General features: G+C 44.6%; 15 protein-coding genes. 12 read left to right on the forward strand and 3 right to left on the reverse strand.

Going from position 1 to position 16,234, the window contains the following annotated elements; genetic code table 11:
• Positions 1-6 precede the first annotated feature (6 nt).
• From JWQ54_RS09030 to JWQ54_RS09065, 8 genes are read left to right on the forward strand one after another with little or no spacing between them, the layout of a single operon-like run.
• Positions 7-2,136, forward strand: coding sequence for a hypothetical protein (locus JWQ54_RS09030; protein ID WP_299583348.1), 2,130 nt, complete (start codon positions 7-9; stop codon positions 2,134-2,136).
• The gene (locus JWQ54_RS09035; RefSeq protein WP_299583351.1) at positions 2,133-5,057 is read left to right on the forward strand and encodes a hypothetical protein; all 2,925 of its coding nucleotides are present in this window, start codon (positions 2,133-2,135) and stop codon (positions 5,055-5,057) included. The genes JWQ54_RS09030 and JWQ54_RS09035 overlap by 4 nt, the downstream gene beginning before the upstream one ends.
• A 30-nt stretch (positions 5,058-5,087) precedes the next feature.
• Positions 5,088-5,567: a hypothetical protein gene (locus tag JWQ54_RS09040; protein WP_299583354.1), complete on the forward strand. Its 480-nt coding sequence runs from the start codon at positions 5,088-5,090 to the stop codon at positions 5,565-5,567.
• 1 nt (position 5,568) lies between these two features.
• Positions 5,569-5,763: a hypothetical protein gene (locus JWQ54_RS09045; protein WP_299583357.1), complete on the forward strand. Its 195-nt coding sequence runs from the start codon at positions 5,569-5,571 to the stop codon at positions 5,761-5,763.
• Between the two features lie 48 nt (positions 5,764-5,811).
• Positions 5,812-7,953 carry a hypothetical protein gene (locus JWQ54_RS09050; protein ID WP_299583360.1) on the forward strand — a complete coding sequence of 714 codons (2,142 nt, stop codon included), beginning with the start codon at positions 5,812-5,814 and terminating at the stop codon, positions 7,951-7,953.
• Entirely contained in the window at positions 7,916-8,383 is a 468-nt protein-coding gene (locus JWQ54_RS09055; protein WP_299583363.1) for a hypothetical protein, read from the forward strand. Before JWQ54_RS09050 ends, JWQ54_RS09055 begins: the two co-directional genes overlap by 38 nt.
• Positions 8,380-11,664, forward strand: coding sequence for a hypothetical protein (locus JWQ54_RS09060; RefSeq protein ID WP_299583366.1), 3,285 nt, complete (start codon positions 8,380-8,382; stop codon positions 11,662-11,664). The genes JWQ54_RS09055 and JWQ54_RS09060 overlap by 4 nt, the downstream gene beginning before the upstream one ends.
• Before the next feature lie 36 nt (positions 11,665-11,700).
• Positions 11,701-12,081: a hypothetical protein gene (locus JWQ54_RS09065; protein WP_299583369.1), complete on the forward strand. Its 381-nt coding sequence runs from the start codon at positions 11,701-11,703 to the stop codon at positions 12,079-12,081.
• A gap of 36 nt (positions 12,082-12,117) precedes the next feature.
• Here the strand turns inward: JWQ54_RS09065 and JWQ54_RS09070 are convergent, their stop codons facing one another.
• Positions 12,118-12,282 (reverse strand): hypothetical protein, encoded by a 165-nt coding sequence (locus tag JWQ54_RS09070; protein ID WP_299583372.1) that lies wholly within the window; start codon positions 12,280-12,282, stop codon positions 12,118-12,120.
• A 102-nt stretch (positions 12,283-12,384) separates the two neighbouring features.
• Between JWQ54_RS09070 and JWQ54_RS09075 the strand changes: the two genes are divergently transcribed.
• The 3 genes from JWQ54_RS09075 to JWQ54_RS09085 all read left to right on the forward strand — a co-directional run bounded on the left by JWQ54_RS09075 (position 12,385) and on the right by JWQ54_RS09085 (position 14,072).
• Positions 12,385-12,960: a phage antirepressor N-terminal domain-containing protein gene (locus JWQ54_RS09075; RefSeq protein WP_299583375.1), complete on the forward strand. Its 576-nt coding sequence runs from the start codon at positions 12,385-12,387 to the stop codon at positions 12,958-12,960.
• A 122-nt stretch (positions 12,961-13,082) separates the two neighbouring features.
• A complete protein-coding gene (locus tag JWQ54_RS09080) occupies positions 13,083-13,709 on the forward strand; it encodes a phage antirepressor N-terminal domain-containing protein (RefSeq protein WP_299583378.1) in 627 nt (208 codons plus the stop codon).
• A gap of 123 nt (positions 13,710-13,832) precedes the next feature.
• Positions 13,833-14,072 carry a hypothetical protein gene (locus JWQ54_RS09085; protein WP_299583381.1) on the forward strand — a complete coding sequence of 80 codons (240 nt, stop codon included), beginning with the start codon at positions 13,833-13,835 and terminating at the stop codon, positions 14,070-14,072.
• Between the two features lie 81 nt (positions 14,073-14,153).
• Here the strand turns inward: JWQ54_RS09085 and JWQ54_RS09090 are convergent, their stop codons facing one another.
• Complete coding sequence (locus JWQ54_RS09090; RefSeq protein ID WP_299583384.1) at positions 14,154-14,369, reverse strand: hypothetical protein; 216 nt, start codon at positions 14,367-14,369, stop codon at positions 14,154-14,156.
• 373 nt (positions 14,370-14,742) lie between these two features.
• Between JWQ54_RS09090 and JWQ54_RS09095 the strand changes: the two genes are divergently transcribed.
• Positions 14,743-14,976, forward strand: coding sequence for a hypothetical protein (locus tag JWQ54_RS09095; protein ID WP_299583387.1), 234 nt, complete (start codon positions 14,743-14,745; stop codon positions 14,974-14,976).
• A 31-nt stretch (positions 14,977-15,007) separates the two neighbouring features.
• Here the strand turns inward: JWQ54_RS09095 and JWQ54_RS09100 are convergent, their stop codons facing one another.
• Positions 15,008-16,222 carry a site-specific integrase gene (locus JWQ54_RS09100; RefSeq protein WP_299583390.1) on the reverse strand — a complete coding sequence of 405 codons (1,215 nt, stop codon included), beginning with the start codon at positions 16,220-16,222 and terminating at the stop codon, positions 15,008-15,010.
• Positions 16,223-16,234: the final 12 nt, after the last annotated feature.

Genomic DNA, 16,234 nt, shown 5'->3' on the forward strand with positions numbered 1-16,234 from the left:
CGCCCGATGATCACCATTAACCAGCAGCCCAATGCCATTGCCTTTAGTCGTAACCCCATGGTTTACGAACTGCAGAGCAACCGGTTATACCAAAGCGCAGGCGCTGCTTATGTGGGCATCCTTACGTTTGGCGCAGGCTACCTGGTTTCAACAGGCTTTAACTTTACCCTTACGTATGGCAGCACGCCGCTAAAGTTCTTTACATCGCCATTTGCTGGCGGCTACCAGGATGACGGCTATACACTGCCTAAAGCCGATACGCTAAGCTTTGATGACTGGATGACGGCAAACCTTGCCGTTTTTCAAAGTAATTTTTTCTTAAACCGCGATTTTATAATTGATCTTACCTTTATCGGCGGCATAAAATACATTCGTTTTACGGCTAAACAGGTTGGCGACCAGTACAGTATCACCCTTGATGACACCACGGTTGCCAGCTTAACACAACTTACCGCAGGCGCAGGCAAACAACCACAGCCAAATTTTAAGCTGATGATTGAGGTTTTTATGCAAAAGCCCGATAGCGCGGAGTTTGAACTATTGAGCCAGGCATTTACCGAGGTTGATGATGCCGGCAAATCCATCTATGATCTTTCTGCCACCCTTACCGATGGCCTCGCTGCCTATGGCTTTGACAGGCCCGCGCTTAATATGCCGTCCGCAGAATATTGCCCGAACACCTGCCGCAACTACTACCTAAAAATAGCTGAGGTGTGGGGCGTAACGCAGCAAATTCGCGCGGTAACACAAACCACCACAAAAGCGGCATTGTATGGCGGGTTCAGCAAGCGGATGCGCGAGGAGCTTGTTTTCCCCGGTTATTTTGCCGATGGCGCACTGCTTAAGTTCTTAGACCAGGAGCCAAACCTGAAGATCACCCATTTAAAGCAACCCGAATTTTTAACGCTCTGCAACTTCGGGGCAGCCATCGCAACGCTAAAGCAAAAGGTGGTGGTTACGTTTAACGACAACACTGCGCAAACGGTTTATAATTTCCCTTATACCGATGTTGTGCAGTATGCCAAGCTGTATTTTCCCTCGGGTTACTCGCAGCTTAACCTCGGGCTTATTGATGATACCAAAACAGTTGCGCAGTGGGATATCACCATTGTAAATAACGCCGGTACCGCGCTAAGCGAAACCCGCACTTATTTGATTGATTACAGCTACCGCCCGTATGGCAATTACCTGCTTTATCAAAATAGCTTTGGCGCTTACGTAAGTAGTTTTACCTATGGCAAGGCAAGCCGTGAATATGACTTGGTTTTCCAAAGCGCCGAGATCACGCCGGCCGGTGGATTCAGGCTGATAGAGGGCGAGCGGTTGGATTATGACCAGCAGATAAGCTCAAAGCTTACGCTGGCAACCGGGTTTATTACCCGCCGGGCGCTGCTGCTGTATAAAGATCTGATCCTGAGCACCGATAAGTTTTTGATAGACAAAGGCAAAGCGGTACCTATCAGCATTATCAGCAAAACAATCAAGGAGTTTAAAGATGGCGATAACATTTATGCGCTCACCTTTGATATTGGCTTCCAGTGGAACGAGGAACTATATACTTACGACCCGGAAGAAACCGACCCTTATACCCCAGCAGACCTGAGTAATTATGTACCACCGACCCCCACCGACACCATGCCCGATAACTTTGATGACAGGTATTACCTGAAAACACTCACCTATAACCGGGTTGAGATAGATGGCAAAATAACCACCGAGGCCAGCGCCAGGAATACGGAAGATGTTAACCTGCAGGCACAGATCAATGCCTTTGTTGCATCGCTGGCAACCAAGATGGATGTTACCGCCAATTTCGACAGCAGATATTATACCAAAGATCAGATCGATACTTATTTTTTGGGGATAGTTGGCGTTATTGTGATTGATAAGCCTGCGGGATCACCCAACCCAATAGTTATCCCGACTATCCAAACAACCTATCCAAATTTAGGCAGCAAACCAAGTATTATCTGCCTGCAAAAAATGAGTTCAACAGTGTATAAGGACCGTACCGATCTGCAACCTGTACGCACATTTATAGGCGCCAACCTCGACAATATCAGCATTGATGTAGAGGCAGACATTGCCGACCCAACAAAAATCGCAATTGATACAACAATTTATTTAAAAGCATGAAAAAGCTACTAATCATCACCCTGCTATCCATCCTGTGCATTACGCAGGATTATGCGCAGAACATTACCGCACCGCCATCGCTGCCGGTAAGTAACACCCCAAAAACCAGCACCATAAATATTACGGATACCACCAATTACCAGGTATGGGATTATTTCGGCGGAGGCTATCGCAGGCGCTTCACCTGGCCGGATTTTAGGAAATTCGCCATAAGTAAGGCCCTCGGGGCAACTAAAGATAGCACATCTGTTATTTTGCCCACTATATCAGCGCTTCAAGCTTATGCGGGCCGATATACCATTGCTTTAGTAACCGACACATTACGCGGAGGCGGTACGCCATTTAATTACGTTGGAACTGGTACAGATGACAATGTAGTAACATTTGCAGCAACGGCAAAAGGCAGCGGGCATTGGGTTAGACAGTACAATAAGAGTAACCCGGTGGATATGCGTTGGGGCGGTGTAACCAATACCAAGACCGTTGCACAGAACAAAGCAATAGTTAATGGCTATACCACGGCTCATCCTGATGCTTACATCGCTTTGCGCAGTGCTTATATTCCGTTGGATAGTATTACAATTAGTAATAATATTCGAATTTATGATCAAAGCACAAAAAATGAAATATTTAGCGGGCAACGGGTAGGTAGATCAACCGGTGCTGGCGGATTGCATTTTAATGTGCAGGGCGCACAATATAACCTACCCGGTAGGTTTTATGATCAACCAGGTTCAAATTTACAAAGCATGTTCAACACGGCAAAGCTGGATATATTCGGTAATTGCTATGAATGTGATTTTGTAAATTACCGGGTACTGGAGCTTGACTTTAATAATGATTATTCATTAGGTACAAATGGCATAGCATTTATAGGCCCTAAGGGCGTGGGTAATTATTTTGGTTCGCCTCCAACCCTTTTATGGGGGTTCCAAAATGGCACAATATCACCTGCAAAACTTCAGTATTATGATTTTGATGACACTTTTTGGCCTACAACTTTACAAGGTGCCTGGTTTTCAGGTTATACTTTTTCAACCGGCGATTATATAACCGCATCTAACCATTTATATCAAGCTACAACAAGCGGAATTGCAGGGAGCACAGTGCCATCACATACATCAGGCACGGTCTCAGATGGTGGCATTAGCTGGTTATTTGTGAAAGATTATAGTGGTTCCGAAAGCGCCAATTTTAAATCATCGTTTATAATCGGCGATAGAAATGTGCAAGGTCTTCACGGTATCCCTCACAGTGTTAGATTTCAATTATTAGGCGATGCACTTATAGGTAATGCCAAAAATACATATTGGGTTGGCGGCACAAATCAAACTTTATGGACTGATGCTACGACCTTAAATGGAACCGACTGGCGCCGCACATCATCAAACGGCACTAATTCCTTTCAGCGCTGGGAGCAAACCAAAAATATGATACAGAACAGTGGACTATCGTGGACGACGGCTACCAGGTTTATCACCAATAACAGCACTACACCCAATGTAGATAGTGCAATGATGATCACTTTTATAAATACCGTTCCGACTCCTATAACTAACCTGGTGGGCGAACCTTATCAGCTGCTGTATTTGCAAACAGGCAATACTAACACCTCGCTTGTTTACGGAACTAATATCCAAACCACCGCGCAGGAAAACTTAGTCCTGCTGCCCAATACTACCTATATATTTCAAAATAACAGCAGCGGTGTGTGGCAACAGGTAACGCCCGGGCTCGCAAGCGCGACAGCTGCCGGCATTATTGGTGGATCCGCAGATCAGACCTTTGAGCCAGGTAAGAAGATCTTCCAGGGAAACATTGATGCCAATGCAAGCGTAGCCGGGTCAACAGCAATAACCGTTATTAATTCAAACGGAGGCACAGCTGCGGATGCGAAATTAAGAGCATGGAACGGAACCGATTTCTTAGACATTACAACCAGGGGAGCAGGCTTTACAGGGCACGCAGGAAACGGTGTTATTAGTATGTCAACAGGTAAAAACATAGAGATTTTATTAGGTGGATCACAAAAAGCAGTTTATTTTAGCAACGGTCATTACGCATTGGGCACCACCTCCGATAATGGGAATGTATTTAACGTTAATGGTGCAGCAAGCGTAACCTCTTTAACCGCAGCAAAAATAGCCCCGGCAGTAACATTTCAAACACCTACGGCTGCGTTAACGGATAGTATAACTGTAAAAAATGCTGCAACCGGCAAGTTAGGCGCGGTAAAAACGCTTGGTGTGTCACAGTTGGATACGGCCAATGTTGCTACACATACTTATACCGGGCGTTATGCAACCATTAACGGCTCTCCAACATTTGTTACCCAGGCTACTTCTGATAATAGCAATAAGGCCGCTACCGATGCCTGGGTTAAGGCTCAAAATTATTTTTCAAACCCAATGACAACATTGGGCGATATAGTTTATGGAGGTGTAAGCGGCACAGCTGCAAGATTAGGAGGCAATATCACAACCACGCAAAAATTTTTAGCCCAAACGGGGGACGGAACAAATAGCGCTGCACCTGTTTATTTTGATCTTTTTGGGACGGTTAATAATTTTGGCGCCATACAAAACTTTACAGGCATCAATGTAAGTACAGGAATTAGTTGGACTACTCAGCCCAACACCACAAGCTTGATTCAAAATTCACCCACAACTCCCAATATAGTCGTAATGCCAGCCACATCAGGCACACTGGCGACTTTGGCCGGCCCGGAAATATTTATCAATAAAACACTAAGGGCACCTAAAATTGATGGTTATACAGTCGCAACCCTGCCAGTTGGCGCTATTGGAATGATTGCTTATGTGACCGATGCAACAGCCCCTACATATTTAGGTACGCTTACAGGTGGCGGTACAGTAACAACTCCGGTAATTTATAACGGCACTGCATGGGTATCGCAATAACTAATTCAAATAATCTTAATCAAATAAATCATGAAAAAAACCATCATCATCATCGCCTTAATGGCCATCAGTACCTTATCATTTGCCCAGGCAAAAAAAGACACAGCAAAAACCATCGCACCGGTTCCGGCAAAAAAAGAATTTAAACTAAACCCGGAAAAGCTATATCAACTGCCGCTTTTTACCTACGATGAAATTCAACTGTTAACACAATCCCCGGATGACGCCAAATCCATTGAATGGAGCGACCGGGTATCGGGCCTTCAGATCCAACAATGGAAAGCAGCTGCAGACGCGGTCCGGAAAAAAGTAGCGGTGGCCATGAACGAACTCATTAAAACCGAACAGGCGAAGTTTAGTGCAGACACGGCCGCAGCAATGACCACTGCAGACGTAAAAAAACGGGCTGTAATAGCCAGGCGATTAAAAAATAAACTTCCCCGCACTGACGCATTTACCTTGATAAAAGCGGCTAATGCCGAATTAGCAAAATCAACAAAAAACAAATAATATGAAAAATTGGAAAACCTCTTTAGCCGGGCTTATCACCGGCGTACCCGTAGCTATTGACGCACTGATCAATGCTTACACTGCCGGCGCATTTACCGGCAAATCAGGTGTGCAGCTTATTGCCGGCATCGGCATTGTTTTGCTGGGGCTGTTCACAAAAGATAAAAATGTGACAGGCGGCACCGTAAAGCAGTAACACCTCATTACAATTCCCCGGGAAACCGGGGAATTAAACCAACAAATTATGATAGCCGTTTACACCCTTGATGGTACCGAATTAAAGCTGAACTATGGTTCGGCATTTACCATTAATTGGGTAAGCACCGTTTTTAATGACAGCGACGAGTTTCTTGGCTCAAAATCTTTCCCTGTCGACCTTGCCGACTGCCCCTCAAACAACAAGGCCCTCAACATGGGTATCAGGCTCGAAAACCGAAGCGCCCGCGTTGATACCCCCGTTATGGTGCGCATCTTCGGCATCCACTGGAAAAAGTGCGCCCTGAGTTTTACCATCGGCACAAACGGCTATTCGGCTTTTTTAAAGATCGATAACGGCACATTCGGCAACCTGATCAAAAACACGCAGCTGCCCGATATTTTCACCAACCGTACTACGCTTGGCGCGTTCCAGTCGTTCAAAACTATAAAGCTCAGCTATTCTGTTGGCGATACCCTTACCTATTTAGCCAATAGCTGCGCTGCGCCTGGCAAGTACCCTGCATACTTTTTCCCGCTCTATAACAAAACTATGTTTGGCGGGTCCAGCGTTGATTCGCCCGCGTACGATAGCAGTTTGCAAACCGTGAACCCCTGGCAAAGCGGTGTTGGCTTTTTACCGGATGAGGTAACCAGTCCGGAGCAACATTTTTACACCCCGTTCTTTACACTGCACTACGTAGTAAAGCAGGTGTTAAGCTTTTTAGGCTATACCCCGGCCGGTGATTTCTTTGCAGATCCGCTGATGCAGGATAAAGTGATTTTTAACACCGGGTTTATTGACCATGCCGCTATGTTTGCCCCGGCAGGGTTGGAATTATCCCTTGCTAAACACCTGCCGGCACTTACACTTACCGAATTTTTCACCAAGCTGCGCACCAGCTTTAAGCTGGCCATCTATTTTGATGCCGATACCCAAACATGCACCATGAATTATGGTAAAAACACCATAACCAGCCGGGAACGGGTTGACATTAGCGGATATGTGGAAGCATCAACCCCTATAAAATCAACCCCGCCGGCCGGTTATGAGCTGATTAACCCGGTGGATGACGGCGACAGTCTGTACAAAAACTTTCAGTACGATAAAAGCTATTTTATTGGCGATGTAAGCAAGGTGGCGCCCGTAGCTATCGACGCCTTTATTGGCACCACCTTTGCCCGGATACTGGCTAACCCCCTGAGCGCTGGAGTAAATTACCGCATCCCGCGTGTTGACCAGGTGGGCAATGCCTACACTGATCTTGCAAACGGCAGCGATGCATGGAACCAAACAGGCTTTGGTAAAAACGCTTTTAACTTCCGCATCCTAACCTACAGGGGCATGCAGGAAGATAGCGCAGGCGAGTTATACCCATACGGCACCAGCGACGAGTTGAACAGCCTTGGAGCAGACGATCATGCTTATGGCCTTAGCTGCTGGCTTGGCGGAGCTAAAGGATTGTTAGCGGTTTATAATTTTGATTGGTACACCTTTTTTTTACGTACCGAATTGGTGGAGCTTACCGCGCACCTGCCTATGCGCCTGCTGCAGCGCGTAACCCCGCTGGGGCTTATTGAGTTTGTTACGCCCACGCGCGCAATTATCCCGGCCATGATGAACGATATGACGTTTGAGGCCAATAAGTTGACCCAAAAGATCCAGGCTAAAATAACGGCATACCCTATTTACAGTCAGAACGATTTGGCGCTGCCGGCACTGAGCCAGTTTAAGCCGAGCGAGGAGATCAACCCCGGCGGCATTTATGTGCGCATTGCGCCTGTGGTGCCAAATGAGAGCAGCACTTACGCCGATCTTGGTCACGGGTTGCCCCGGATACCGCTTGACCTTTATGCGGACATTACCCTGCAATTTTTCAGCGATGAGGCCGGCACCATCCCGCGCGAGGTTTCAAACCTGCTGATTCATTTGCATACTGATCATTATTATTTTCATGATAACCTATGGAGTAGTAACGGTTATTACATTACTGCCAGCGGAAGTGAGTTTGTGATTGGTAATGACCAATTACATGACCCATTCGATCAAATTTACCATCGCTTTAGCAGCGGCGGTTATTGGAAACACTTCTACAGCCTAAGCATTAACCCGGTTTTACTTGCCGGGCTTGACTATAAACTTTGTATCCCAAATGGCAACCGCGACCCCTACTCAGACCCAGCCTATTAAAGATATTGCCGCCACCGTTAACGGATGGGCCGAGGTAGTGATCGACCGCTTTCACCAGGCGATGGATGATTACGAGATTGGCAAGCTTGATGGCGCGCTATGGAGTTCATTCGCTTATGAATTGGTACAGGCAAACGGCAATGTAGATAAGGTAATTTTTAAGTTTAAACAATACGGACGCTTTTTAGATATGAGCGTTGGCAGGGGCGTACCCATAGGCGCGCGCGGTACTGCCGCGTTTACCCGGTCGCGCAACGATAACGGCCAGTTAAAACACTATGGACGCAAGCCAAAGCCCTGGTATAGTAAAACCAAAACCCGCGAGATCGGGATCCTGCGTACCATCCTGGTGCGCGATTACGGCATTAACACTTTGGCTGACCTTGAATCGGCATTTAATACTACCGAAATTGTAACCATACAATTATGAGCACACAAACCGAAAGCGCGATACTTAACGTACAGATCAATGGCGAAAAGGCCATTATGACCTTTCAGGAACTGAATAGGGCAAGGCAGGAACAATTGCGCCTGGTACAATCGCTTAATCAAAACACCCCGCAGTACGAGGAGCAAAACCGCAGACTGCAAGCGCTTAATGCTACCCATGCAGCGTGGCGGCAAAACATTTACGGCGTACAGGAAGCTAACAAGGGCATGTTCAGCGATTGGAGAAAGGGATTTGCGGAATTGGAAGAGTTAGCGGCAAAGGTTACCGTTGGTACTATTGTAGCTATGGGCGTGCGTGGCGCTATTGATTTTGTTAAGGATATGTTTAACGGCGCTGAACAGGCTTACACAGAGGCGCAAAAAACCCAAACCCAACTGCAGCAGGTTGTAAAATCAACAGGCGGAATAGCTGGCGAAACCAAAGAGCAACTGGAGGGCTACCAAAAGGCGCTGATGGATCAGACAGGGATTGATGATGATGTTATTGCCAAGGGCGAGGAGATGCTGCTAACGTTTACCAACGTACGGGGCAAAATATATGAGCAGGCCCTGCCCGCTATTGTAGATATGACGGCGGCGCTTAATGGCGGCGCGGTAAGCATGGAGGGCATACAAAAGACTGCTATTTTGGTTGGCAAAGGGTTGCAAGATCCAATTAATGGCGCTACAGCGTGGAAAAAAGCGGGCGTTGCTTTGGATGATCAGCAAAAGGAGCAGATTAAAACCATGGTGCGCAGTAACGATATGATGGGCGCACAGGCTATTTTATTAAAGGAGCTGCAAAAGGAGTTTGGCGGCACGGCCAAAGCTATATCAGATACTGATGTTGGCGCTTTGCAAAAGTTTAATACACGAATTGACAACATCAAGGAAAATATAGGCGGAATGATCATCAGCATTAAGGGTGGTATGGCGTCGGCATTTGAACCATTTTTAAGCTGGATGGAAAAGGTTACAACTACAACCATGCCCGAAAAATTAGAACAGGAGCGGATCGGGCTCAATGCCCTGGTAGGTGCAATTGTAAGCTGTAACGACAATCAGCAAGTGCGCAACCAATTAATAAAGGAATTGCAGGAAAAATACCCTGACTTTATAGGCAATATCGAAAAAGAAAGGATTAGTAATAAAATGCTGACCGACCAGCTTGTCGCGGTTAACGAACAGTACAGGGTAAAAATATTTATAGCAGCGAACGAGGATAAATTAAAAACGATACAGGATAAGCGCAATGCGGCAATTAGGGATGAGGCCGATGCGCGGCAGCGGGTTGCCGACGCTTCGGGATTGTCTGCTGTGGCACTGGCAAAGCTAACCGACGAGCAGGTGAGAAACCTTGCCGTAAAACAAACCGCTAAAAATATTGCCGATAACCATCAAGGCGGTACTACGGTTGATGGGGCTTTAACCATATTGGGGTATCAAAAGGATCTTGACCTTATATTGAACGGGCGTGACCGGATAAAGGCAAGCTTTAAAGAAGAGGCGGACCTGATGAGCGCAAACGCTGTATACAATGAAAAGCTTACAAAAATAGAGCTTGATAATGTAGATAAGCAAATTGCTGCCATAAAAAAAAGAATGCTCACCGAAAAAGAAGCCGATAAAGCAAACGACCATGCAGAGCTCAACCGGCTGGAACAAAAGCGAAAGGGGATCTTAGGCATAGTTGATAAACCAACCAGCGGCCCAACAAAAGCCGAGGGCGATGCCGCAGCTAAACGCGCCAAAGAGCTTGCCGCCAAGCTGTTGAAAGAAGACGAGGACCTGCAAAAAAAGTACGATGACCTTAACACGGTTGAGCTGGCCAATACCATGGCCAAATTTGACAAAGAGATTGCGCTGAGTAATAAGAAATACGATGACGAGATAAAGCTTAATGAAGCTTATCTTAAAAAGAAAGGCCTTACCGAAAAGGAAAAGGGCGATGCCGAAACCCGGATAGCTGATTATACAACCGGGAAAACCAAAGCCGCAACCGACCTGAAGAATAGGTATGAAACCGACCTTGCGGAGCGCATCAAAAAAATAAATGAGGGGCTTACCGTCATCCTGCAAAGCGAGTATGATAAGCAAAAGCGCCTGATCAATGATAAGTATGATGCCGAAGTAAAAGCCGCCGGCACCAATGCCGACGCTATAAAAACCATTGAAGCAAACCGCATCATCTCTCTTAACCAGGTAGATGTAAACGAAAAGCAAACAGCCGAAGAGGAGAAAAGCAAAATTGATGCCGAGTATGCCACGCTTACCGTTGATAAAAACGCGGATGCTATTGCTGCCATCAACAAGCGGTATGATCAGGAAATAGATGCGTTAAAGCAAAAGCATACTAAAGAGTTCCAGGAAACGCAGCAGTTTCAGCAAATGGTTGATGCGCTGAATAAGAACCGGGATGCCGCCGTTGCCAAAAAGAAAGAAGATGATGTAAAAACGCTGAAAGAAGCGGCGGTACATGCTGCAGAGGAGATATCGAACGCGGTATTTACCATAGGCGCCAATAACAGGGCGGCAGAGCTGGATGCTGCTGTAGGTAAGTTAGAAAAGCAACGCAATACTGAACTGTCAAACGCCAACCTGAGCCAAGCGCAAAAGGCAAAGATCAATGCTAAGTTTGATAAGGAAGAGGCCGCACTTAAGCTTAAGGCATGGAAAGCCGACCAAAAGGCAAAGATGACACAGGCTATTATAAACGGTGCGCTGGGGGTTACGCTGGCGCTGGCAACCTTGCCGCCCCCGGGCAGCTGGATCCAGGCGGCGGCTGTAGGGATTGCCACCGCAGCGCAGGTAACCGTAATTGCCAAAGAAAAACCGCCGCAGTTTAGCCGGGGCGGGATAGTGCCAAACGGCCCCTCGCATTCGGCCGGTGGTATGAACATTACCGACCCGCTGGGGCAGGTAGTTGCAAATATAGAGGGCGGCGAGCCGGTGATCAGCCGCAACGCCTATGCCAGTAATAAAACATTGGTAGATGCGCTGCTGGGCAGCGGCGGGCACAGTATTGATTATAACCGCATCACCAGCGCCGTTAATGGCTCTGGTTCACGGTCCGGATCAGGCTATGCCGGTACGCAATCAGGTGCGGGCGGCAACGGTTCGCCCGAGGTTACCAGCGCCCATATTGCCGAGTTAAAAGGGATGATTGCGCAGCTGGCGGGGATAGTGCAGGTAAGCGATAGCAAGCAAATTGTTTTAAGCAATAGGGTGTTTACCGACCACCAAAACAAGAACGCGCAAATAAGTGATGCGGTTAACGGATAATTTTTATAATTTTAAGGAAACTTTAAACCTTGAATTATGAAAAAGTTATTTATGTTCCTTTGTTTGGCAATCGCCTCTTTTTCGTGTAAAAAGTCAGACAATCAACCGTCTGTCATTGTTGATTTTTCAATAACTGCCACACGTAAAATTCAATCATACTATGTGCTTAGTTCTAAGGGTGTTAAAACCGAAAATACATCTCCGACAAACACAACTTTTTATGATTATCAAACAGCCGTAACTACCTATAAAGTTTCAGGAAGCTTTAACGCAATAAAGGCTGATAAAATTTCAATGCGTATACCAGAGGTTGATGTTTTAAATATTACTTATTTTACCGTTCAGGGGGTGAGGATTGGGGGAGAAACGTCATCCGATTGGCCAAATGAAATTGCGGCTTCTTTTACTATTAAATAGTTAACTCACTTAAATAGTATTGCATAAAAAAACCGGCTACTTAGCCGGTTTTTTTGATTCTTCCTTGAACATCTTTTCTAACAGCTCAGCCGCTATTTTATTAATTGCTGTTGGTTCTACCTTCTTTTTTTTGCGTTCAAGCTGGATGGTTAACAAACCTATGTGAACATCATCCGAAATATCCAATGCTATTTTTGTCATGTTTCAAAGATATAAAAAAAATTATTTAAACAAATTGTTTTGATATATTAATTCTTTTTGTTTTCTTTGTTTTAAATAAACAAAAAGAACAAAAAGAACAACATGGAAAATCAGAGAAAACAAAAGCCACAGTTGAATTATTTACAAGAGTTCAATTTTGAAAAAACGCCCATTTTAGCGGGAATCGTGACCACGCGTGAACTAATCGCTCTACGGCCAATAGTAGAAAACCTCGGATTAGACTGGTCATATCAACTAAAAAAGCTAAAAATGGATGATGCTGGTGATCAACTGTGGTCATATGCTAAAGTGCTTTCTGCCGACAATAAACCGCGCGAAATGGTATGTATGGCCCCTTTTGAGTTCCAAAATTGGCTTTACGAAATTACCCCTTCAGATAACATGAATATTCACGTGTGGTCATCCTATAAAAAGGGACTTGTACTGTTTATAATGGATATGTTAAAGACTTCACTTGATGAGGTCTTAAGGCTCCGCGGTATCGAAACTGAATTTACATTGCTTAAGAAGGATGTAATAGAATACATGAGTACAGATAATGAGGGAAAGGATGCCAGCAAATTGGCAAAAGAAAAATTTAAAGAAGCCGGCAGCATTAAGAAAAGGATACTTGACCGGATGAATAATATTAACCCGGATCAGCTTCTGCTTTTATAATTCAGTTGCCACGCTGAGCGTTTCAACTACCGTTTATGTAAACGGTAGTTGAAACAAAAAATACCTGGTGTTTCGACCACCAGGTATCAATAAAAACACTTAACCCTTAACGATTAAATATCATGCCCAAATATAATAAAAACCAAACATCCGCAGCACTTACCCTGCGCAACAACTTAGAAAGCCAGCTGGATAGCTATATTGAAGATCAGCATTGCGCCAATGAAACGGCCACAGCTGTAATTTCATTATTGGTTGATGGTCAATGGTGGGTAGCAATTAAGCCAATTTGCGAGGCTTTAAATGTTCATTATAAACATCAGGCAGAAAGCATAAAAGAAGATGTTATTTTAGGGCAACTATCCCGTAGTCAAGGGATGGTTGCTGCCGATGGCAGGCTTAGAAATATGACTTGTTTGCCGGAAAAATATATTTATGGTTGGCTGTTTTCAATTCAGTCAGATAGCACTGGACTCATTGAATATAAAAAGGAATGTTATGATATTTTGTATGATCATTTTCACGGTGGCATACGCGAAAAGAAAATTTCCGAAAAGCTTGATAGAACTGCTCAAATAGAAATCCTAAACAAGAAAATTGAGGGTAAATTATCCCTTGATGTTGATTATATCAAGGTGAAAGAGTTAGAGGCTGAAAATATCAGAATTGGGAAAGAAATAGCGATGCTTGAAAAAGAAGATCAATCAATACAATTAAATATGTTCAGAGAAAAATACCAGGAAAACTAATATTCGGTTGCGGTGCCCAGCACCGCAACCGCCTTGCTGGGCAAGGCGGTTGAACTAAAAAATACCTGGTGTTTCGAGCACCAGGTATCAATAAAAATACTTAACCCTTAACAATTAAATATCATGCCCAAATATAATAAAAACCAAACATCCGCAGCACTTACCCTGCGTAACAACTTAGAAAGTCAGCTGGATAGCTATATTGAAGATCAGCACTGCGCCAATGAAACGGCCACAGCTGTAATTTCATTATTGGTTGATGGATCTGATAACCTCAATGAGACGCAGGTAAAACACATGCATAAGCTGCTATACATGCTGAATACCGTACAATCATTGCAAAGCCACTTAACGCTGCAGTAATATTAAATTGTAACATCTGTTCTTTTTTCATATTGTTCATAGTTGTTTAACTTATGAGCCGGGTGATGTTACCCGGCTTTTTTATTTATAATTCTTTTCAACCAGCTCCCCTAAAATTTGAATGTCATCTATGGTGAGCTTATTGGTATTTGACATCAGGATCCATTCCCCATTTCGCTTAATCAAATCACCATAGTAATAATTATCAATAAGCACCGCGTACCCGCCTGAGCCAGTGTTAACGTGCGAGATCCGCACCGTTTTTTGTTCATCCCCAAAAGATGCTGTAAACTCCATTTTATAACTCTTTATTAATTAATACTTTATATTTAATAGTTTATAATTACAACTTTTAGTTTTTTATTTTCGTAAAAAGAGAATACCAAACTAAATTAAACTATCAAAATATGAGCCAACCGAATTAGTTATTTTCATTATCATTGTACGGTATAAGATATTGTACTTTTTATCGGGTGTTGCTTTTCTAAATAACCACAAATAAGATCCCATGCAACGCAATATGAAGTACGCCGAAATGGCGTGGCTGAGTGTTTTGCGTGGGATGGGCTGTGGTTAGCCCTGAGAGGCAAGAAACATCTTGGTTGCGCCATATTTCTTTTGCGGCAACCGCCAGTTAACAGAACTTCCTAAACTAAAAAATCTTAAACAAATGCTACAGCAATGCGGTACAACCCCGGCCAGCTTTAACGGCTTATTAAAAATTTATGAAGATGGCGACGCCATCAGGATGATCGACATTTTAACAGAAACCCTTTCAAGGGATGAGAACCTGCACCAGGCCGATAAAAACGAAATCGCCCGGTTTATCCACTTGTTAACCGCCATCACCAGGCAGCACGATGCCGATAAAAACGAGATCATCAGCAGCTATAAAGTAGTGTAGCCCCATACCCGCTACCCCCTAAGCGGGTATTTTATAAATTGTTGAAATTATCCATCAGCAGCTGTTTGCGGTTCTCGCTCATCTTTACATACTTTTCGGTAATCCGTACGCTGCCATGCCCCAGTAATTCCTTAAGGGTAAACACATCGCCCCCCATCTCAATAAATAAGGTAGCAAACGTATCCCTGCTAACGTGGAATGTCAAATGCTTATCAATATTGCATTTATGGGCGATGATCTTTAGCCACTTGTTACATGTCTGATCTTCAATCTCTGGAAATAATAACCCTTTGCGGCCCTCAATTAATTTATTAGCATATTCAGCCAAAGGAATATCAACTACCCTGCCAACGCGACGGCCTTTTTTTACATCAACCCGGATATGGTTATTGCGGATCATTGCCCTGGTAACCCTTGAATTATCGCTCACCCGCAAACCTGTAAAGCAGCTGAAAAGAAACTTACGTAATACTTCCCGCTCTGTATGTTCAAGCTTACTATCCTCAAAATGTGCCTGCAAAGCCTTAAGTTCGTGTTTTTCGAGCGCCTCGCGGTCGCCATCATTATAGTTAAGCTTAATTTTTGCGAACGGATCTTCTATTTTAAAGCCATCAGCCACAGCAGCATTAACATACCGCTGCAAACCCTTAAGCGCATTGACCACTGTGTTATAAGCTATAGTTGTACTTTCTCCCTCTGTCTTAACCATTTTCTTTTTTTTGGTGAGCCATTTTTTGTATTTGATCACCAGGGCGGCGGTTAATTCGCTCATAGGGAAATAACTTTCATCGCCTAAAAAAGCCTTGAAGCGTTTAAAGTTGGTGGTGTGCCTTACGCCGGTGTCCTCGCTTATGATATCCTGGTTTATATTATCATCAATCTTATTTTCCCAATACAACAGGAAATTGTCGCGGCTCTCATAGTTTTCAAATTCCTTAGCAAACAGATCAAGCGTAAGGCTGCGGCTTTCAGAAAAGTACCGCAGTTTTATCCGGGTAGCGCGCCCCTTAGCTTCATTGATCACCATATTAACAGAGTCAACCTCGCTATCCTTAGCGTGCCGGGGCTTGGCCTGTTCCTTTTCAAGATCGAAAAAAGCAGCTGGCCAGCTCACCTTTAAGTTAAACTCGCGCTTTTTACGGGCGATGGTAACGCGCAGGTAAACCGTGCGGGTTTTATCAGCCCTGTCCTTATCGGCAATAAACACTTTGATGCTAACGCCCTGGTTAAATTCGCTTTTACTCATGGCAAAAAAATA

This window comes from Mucilaginibacter sp. (assembly GCF_028288225.1).
Classification (GTDB): domain Bacteria; phylum Bacteroidota; class Bacteroidia; order Sphingobacteriales; family Sphingobacteriaceae; genus Mucilaginibacter.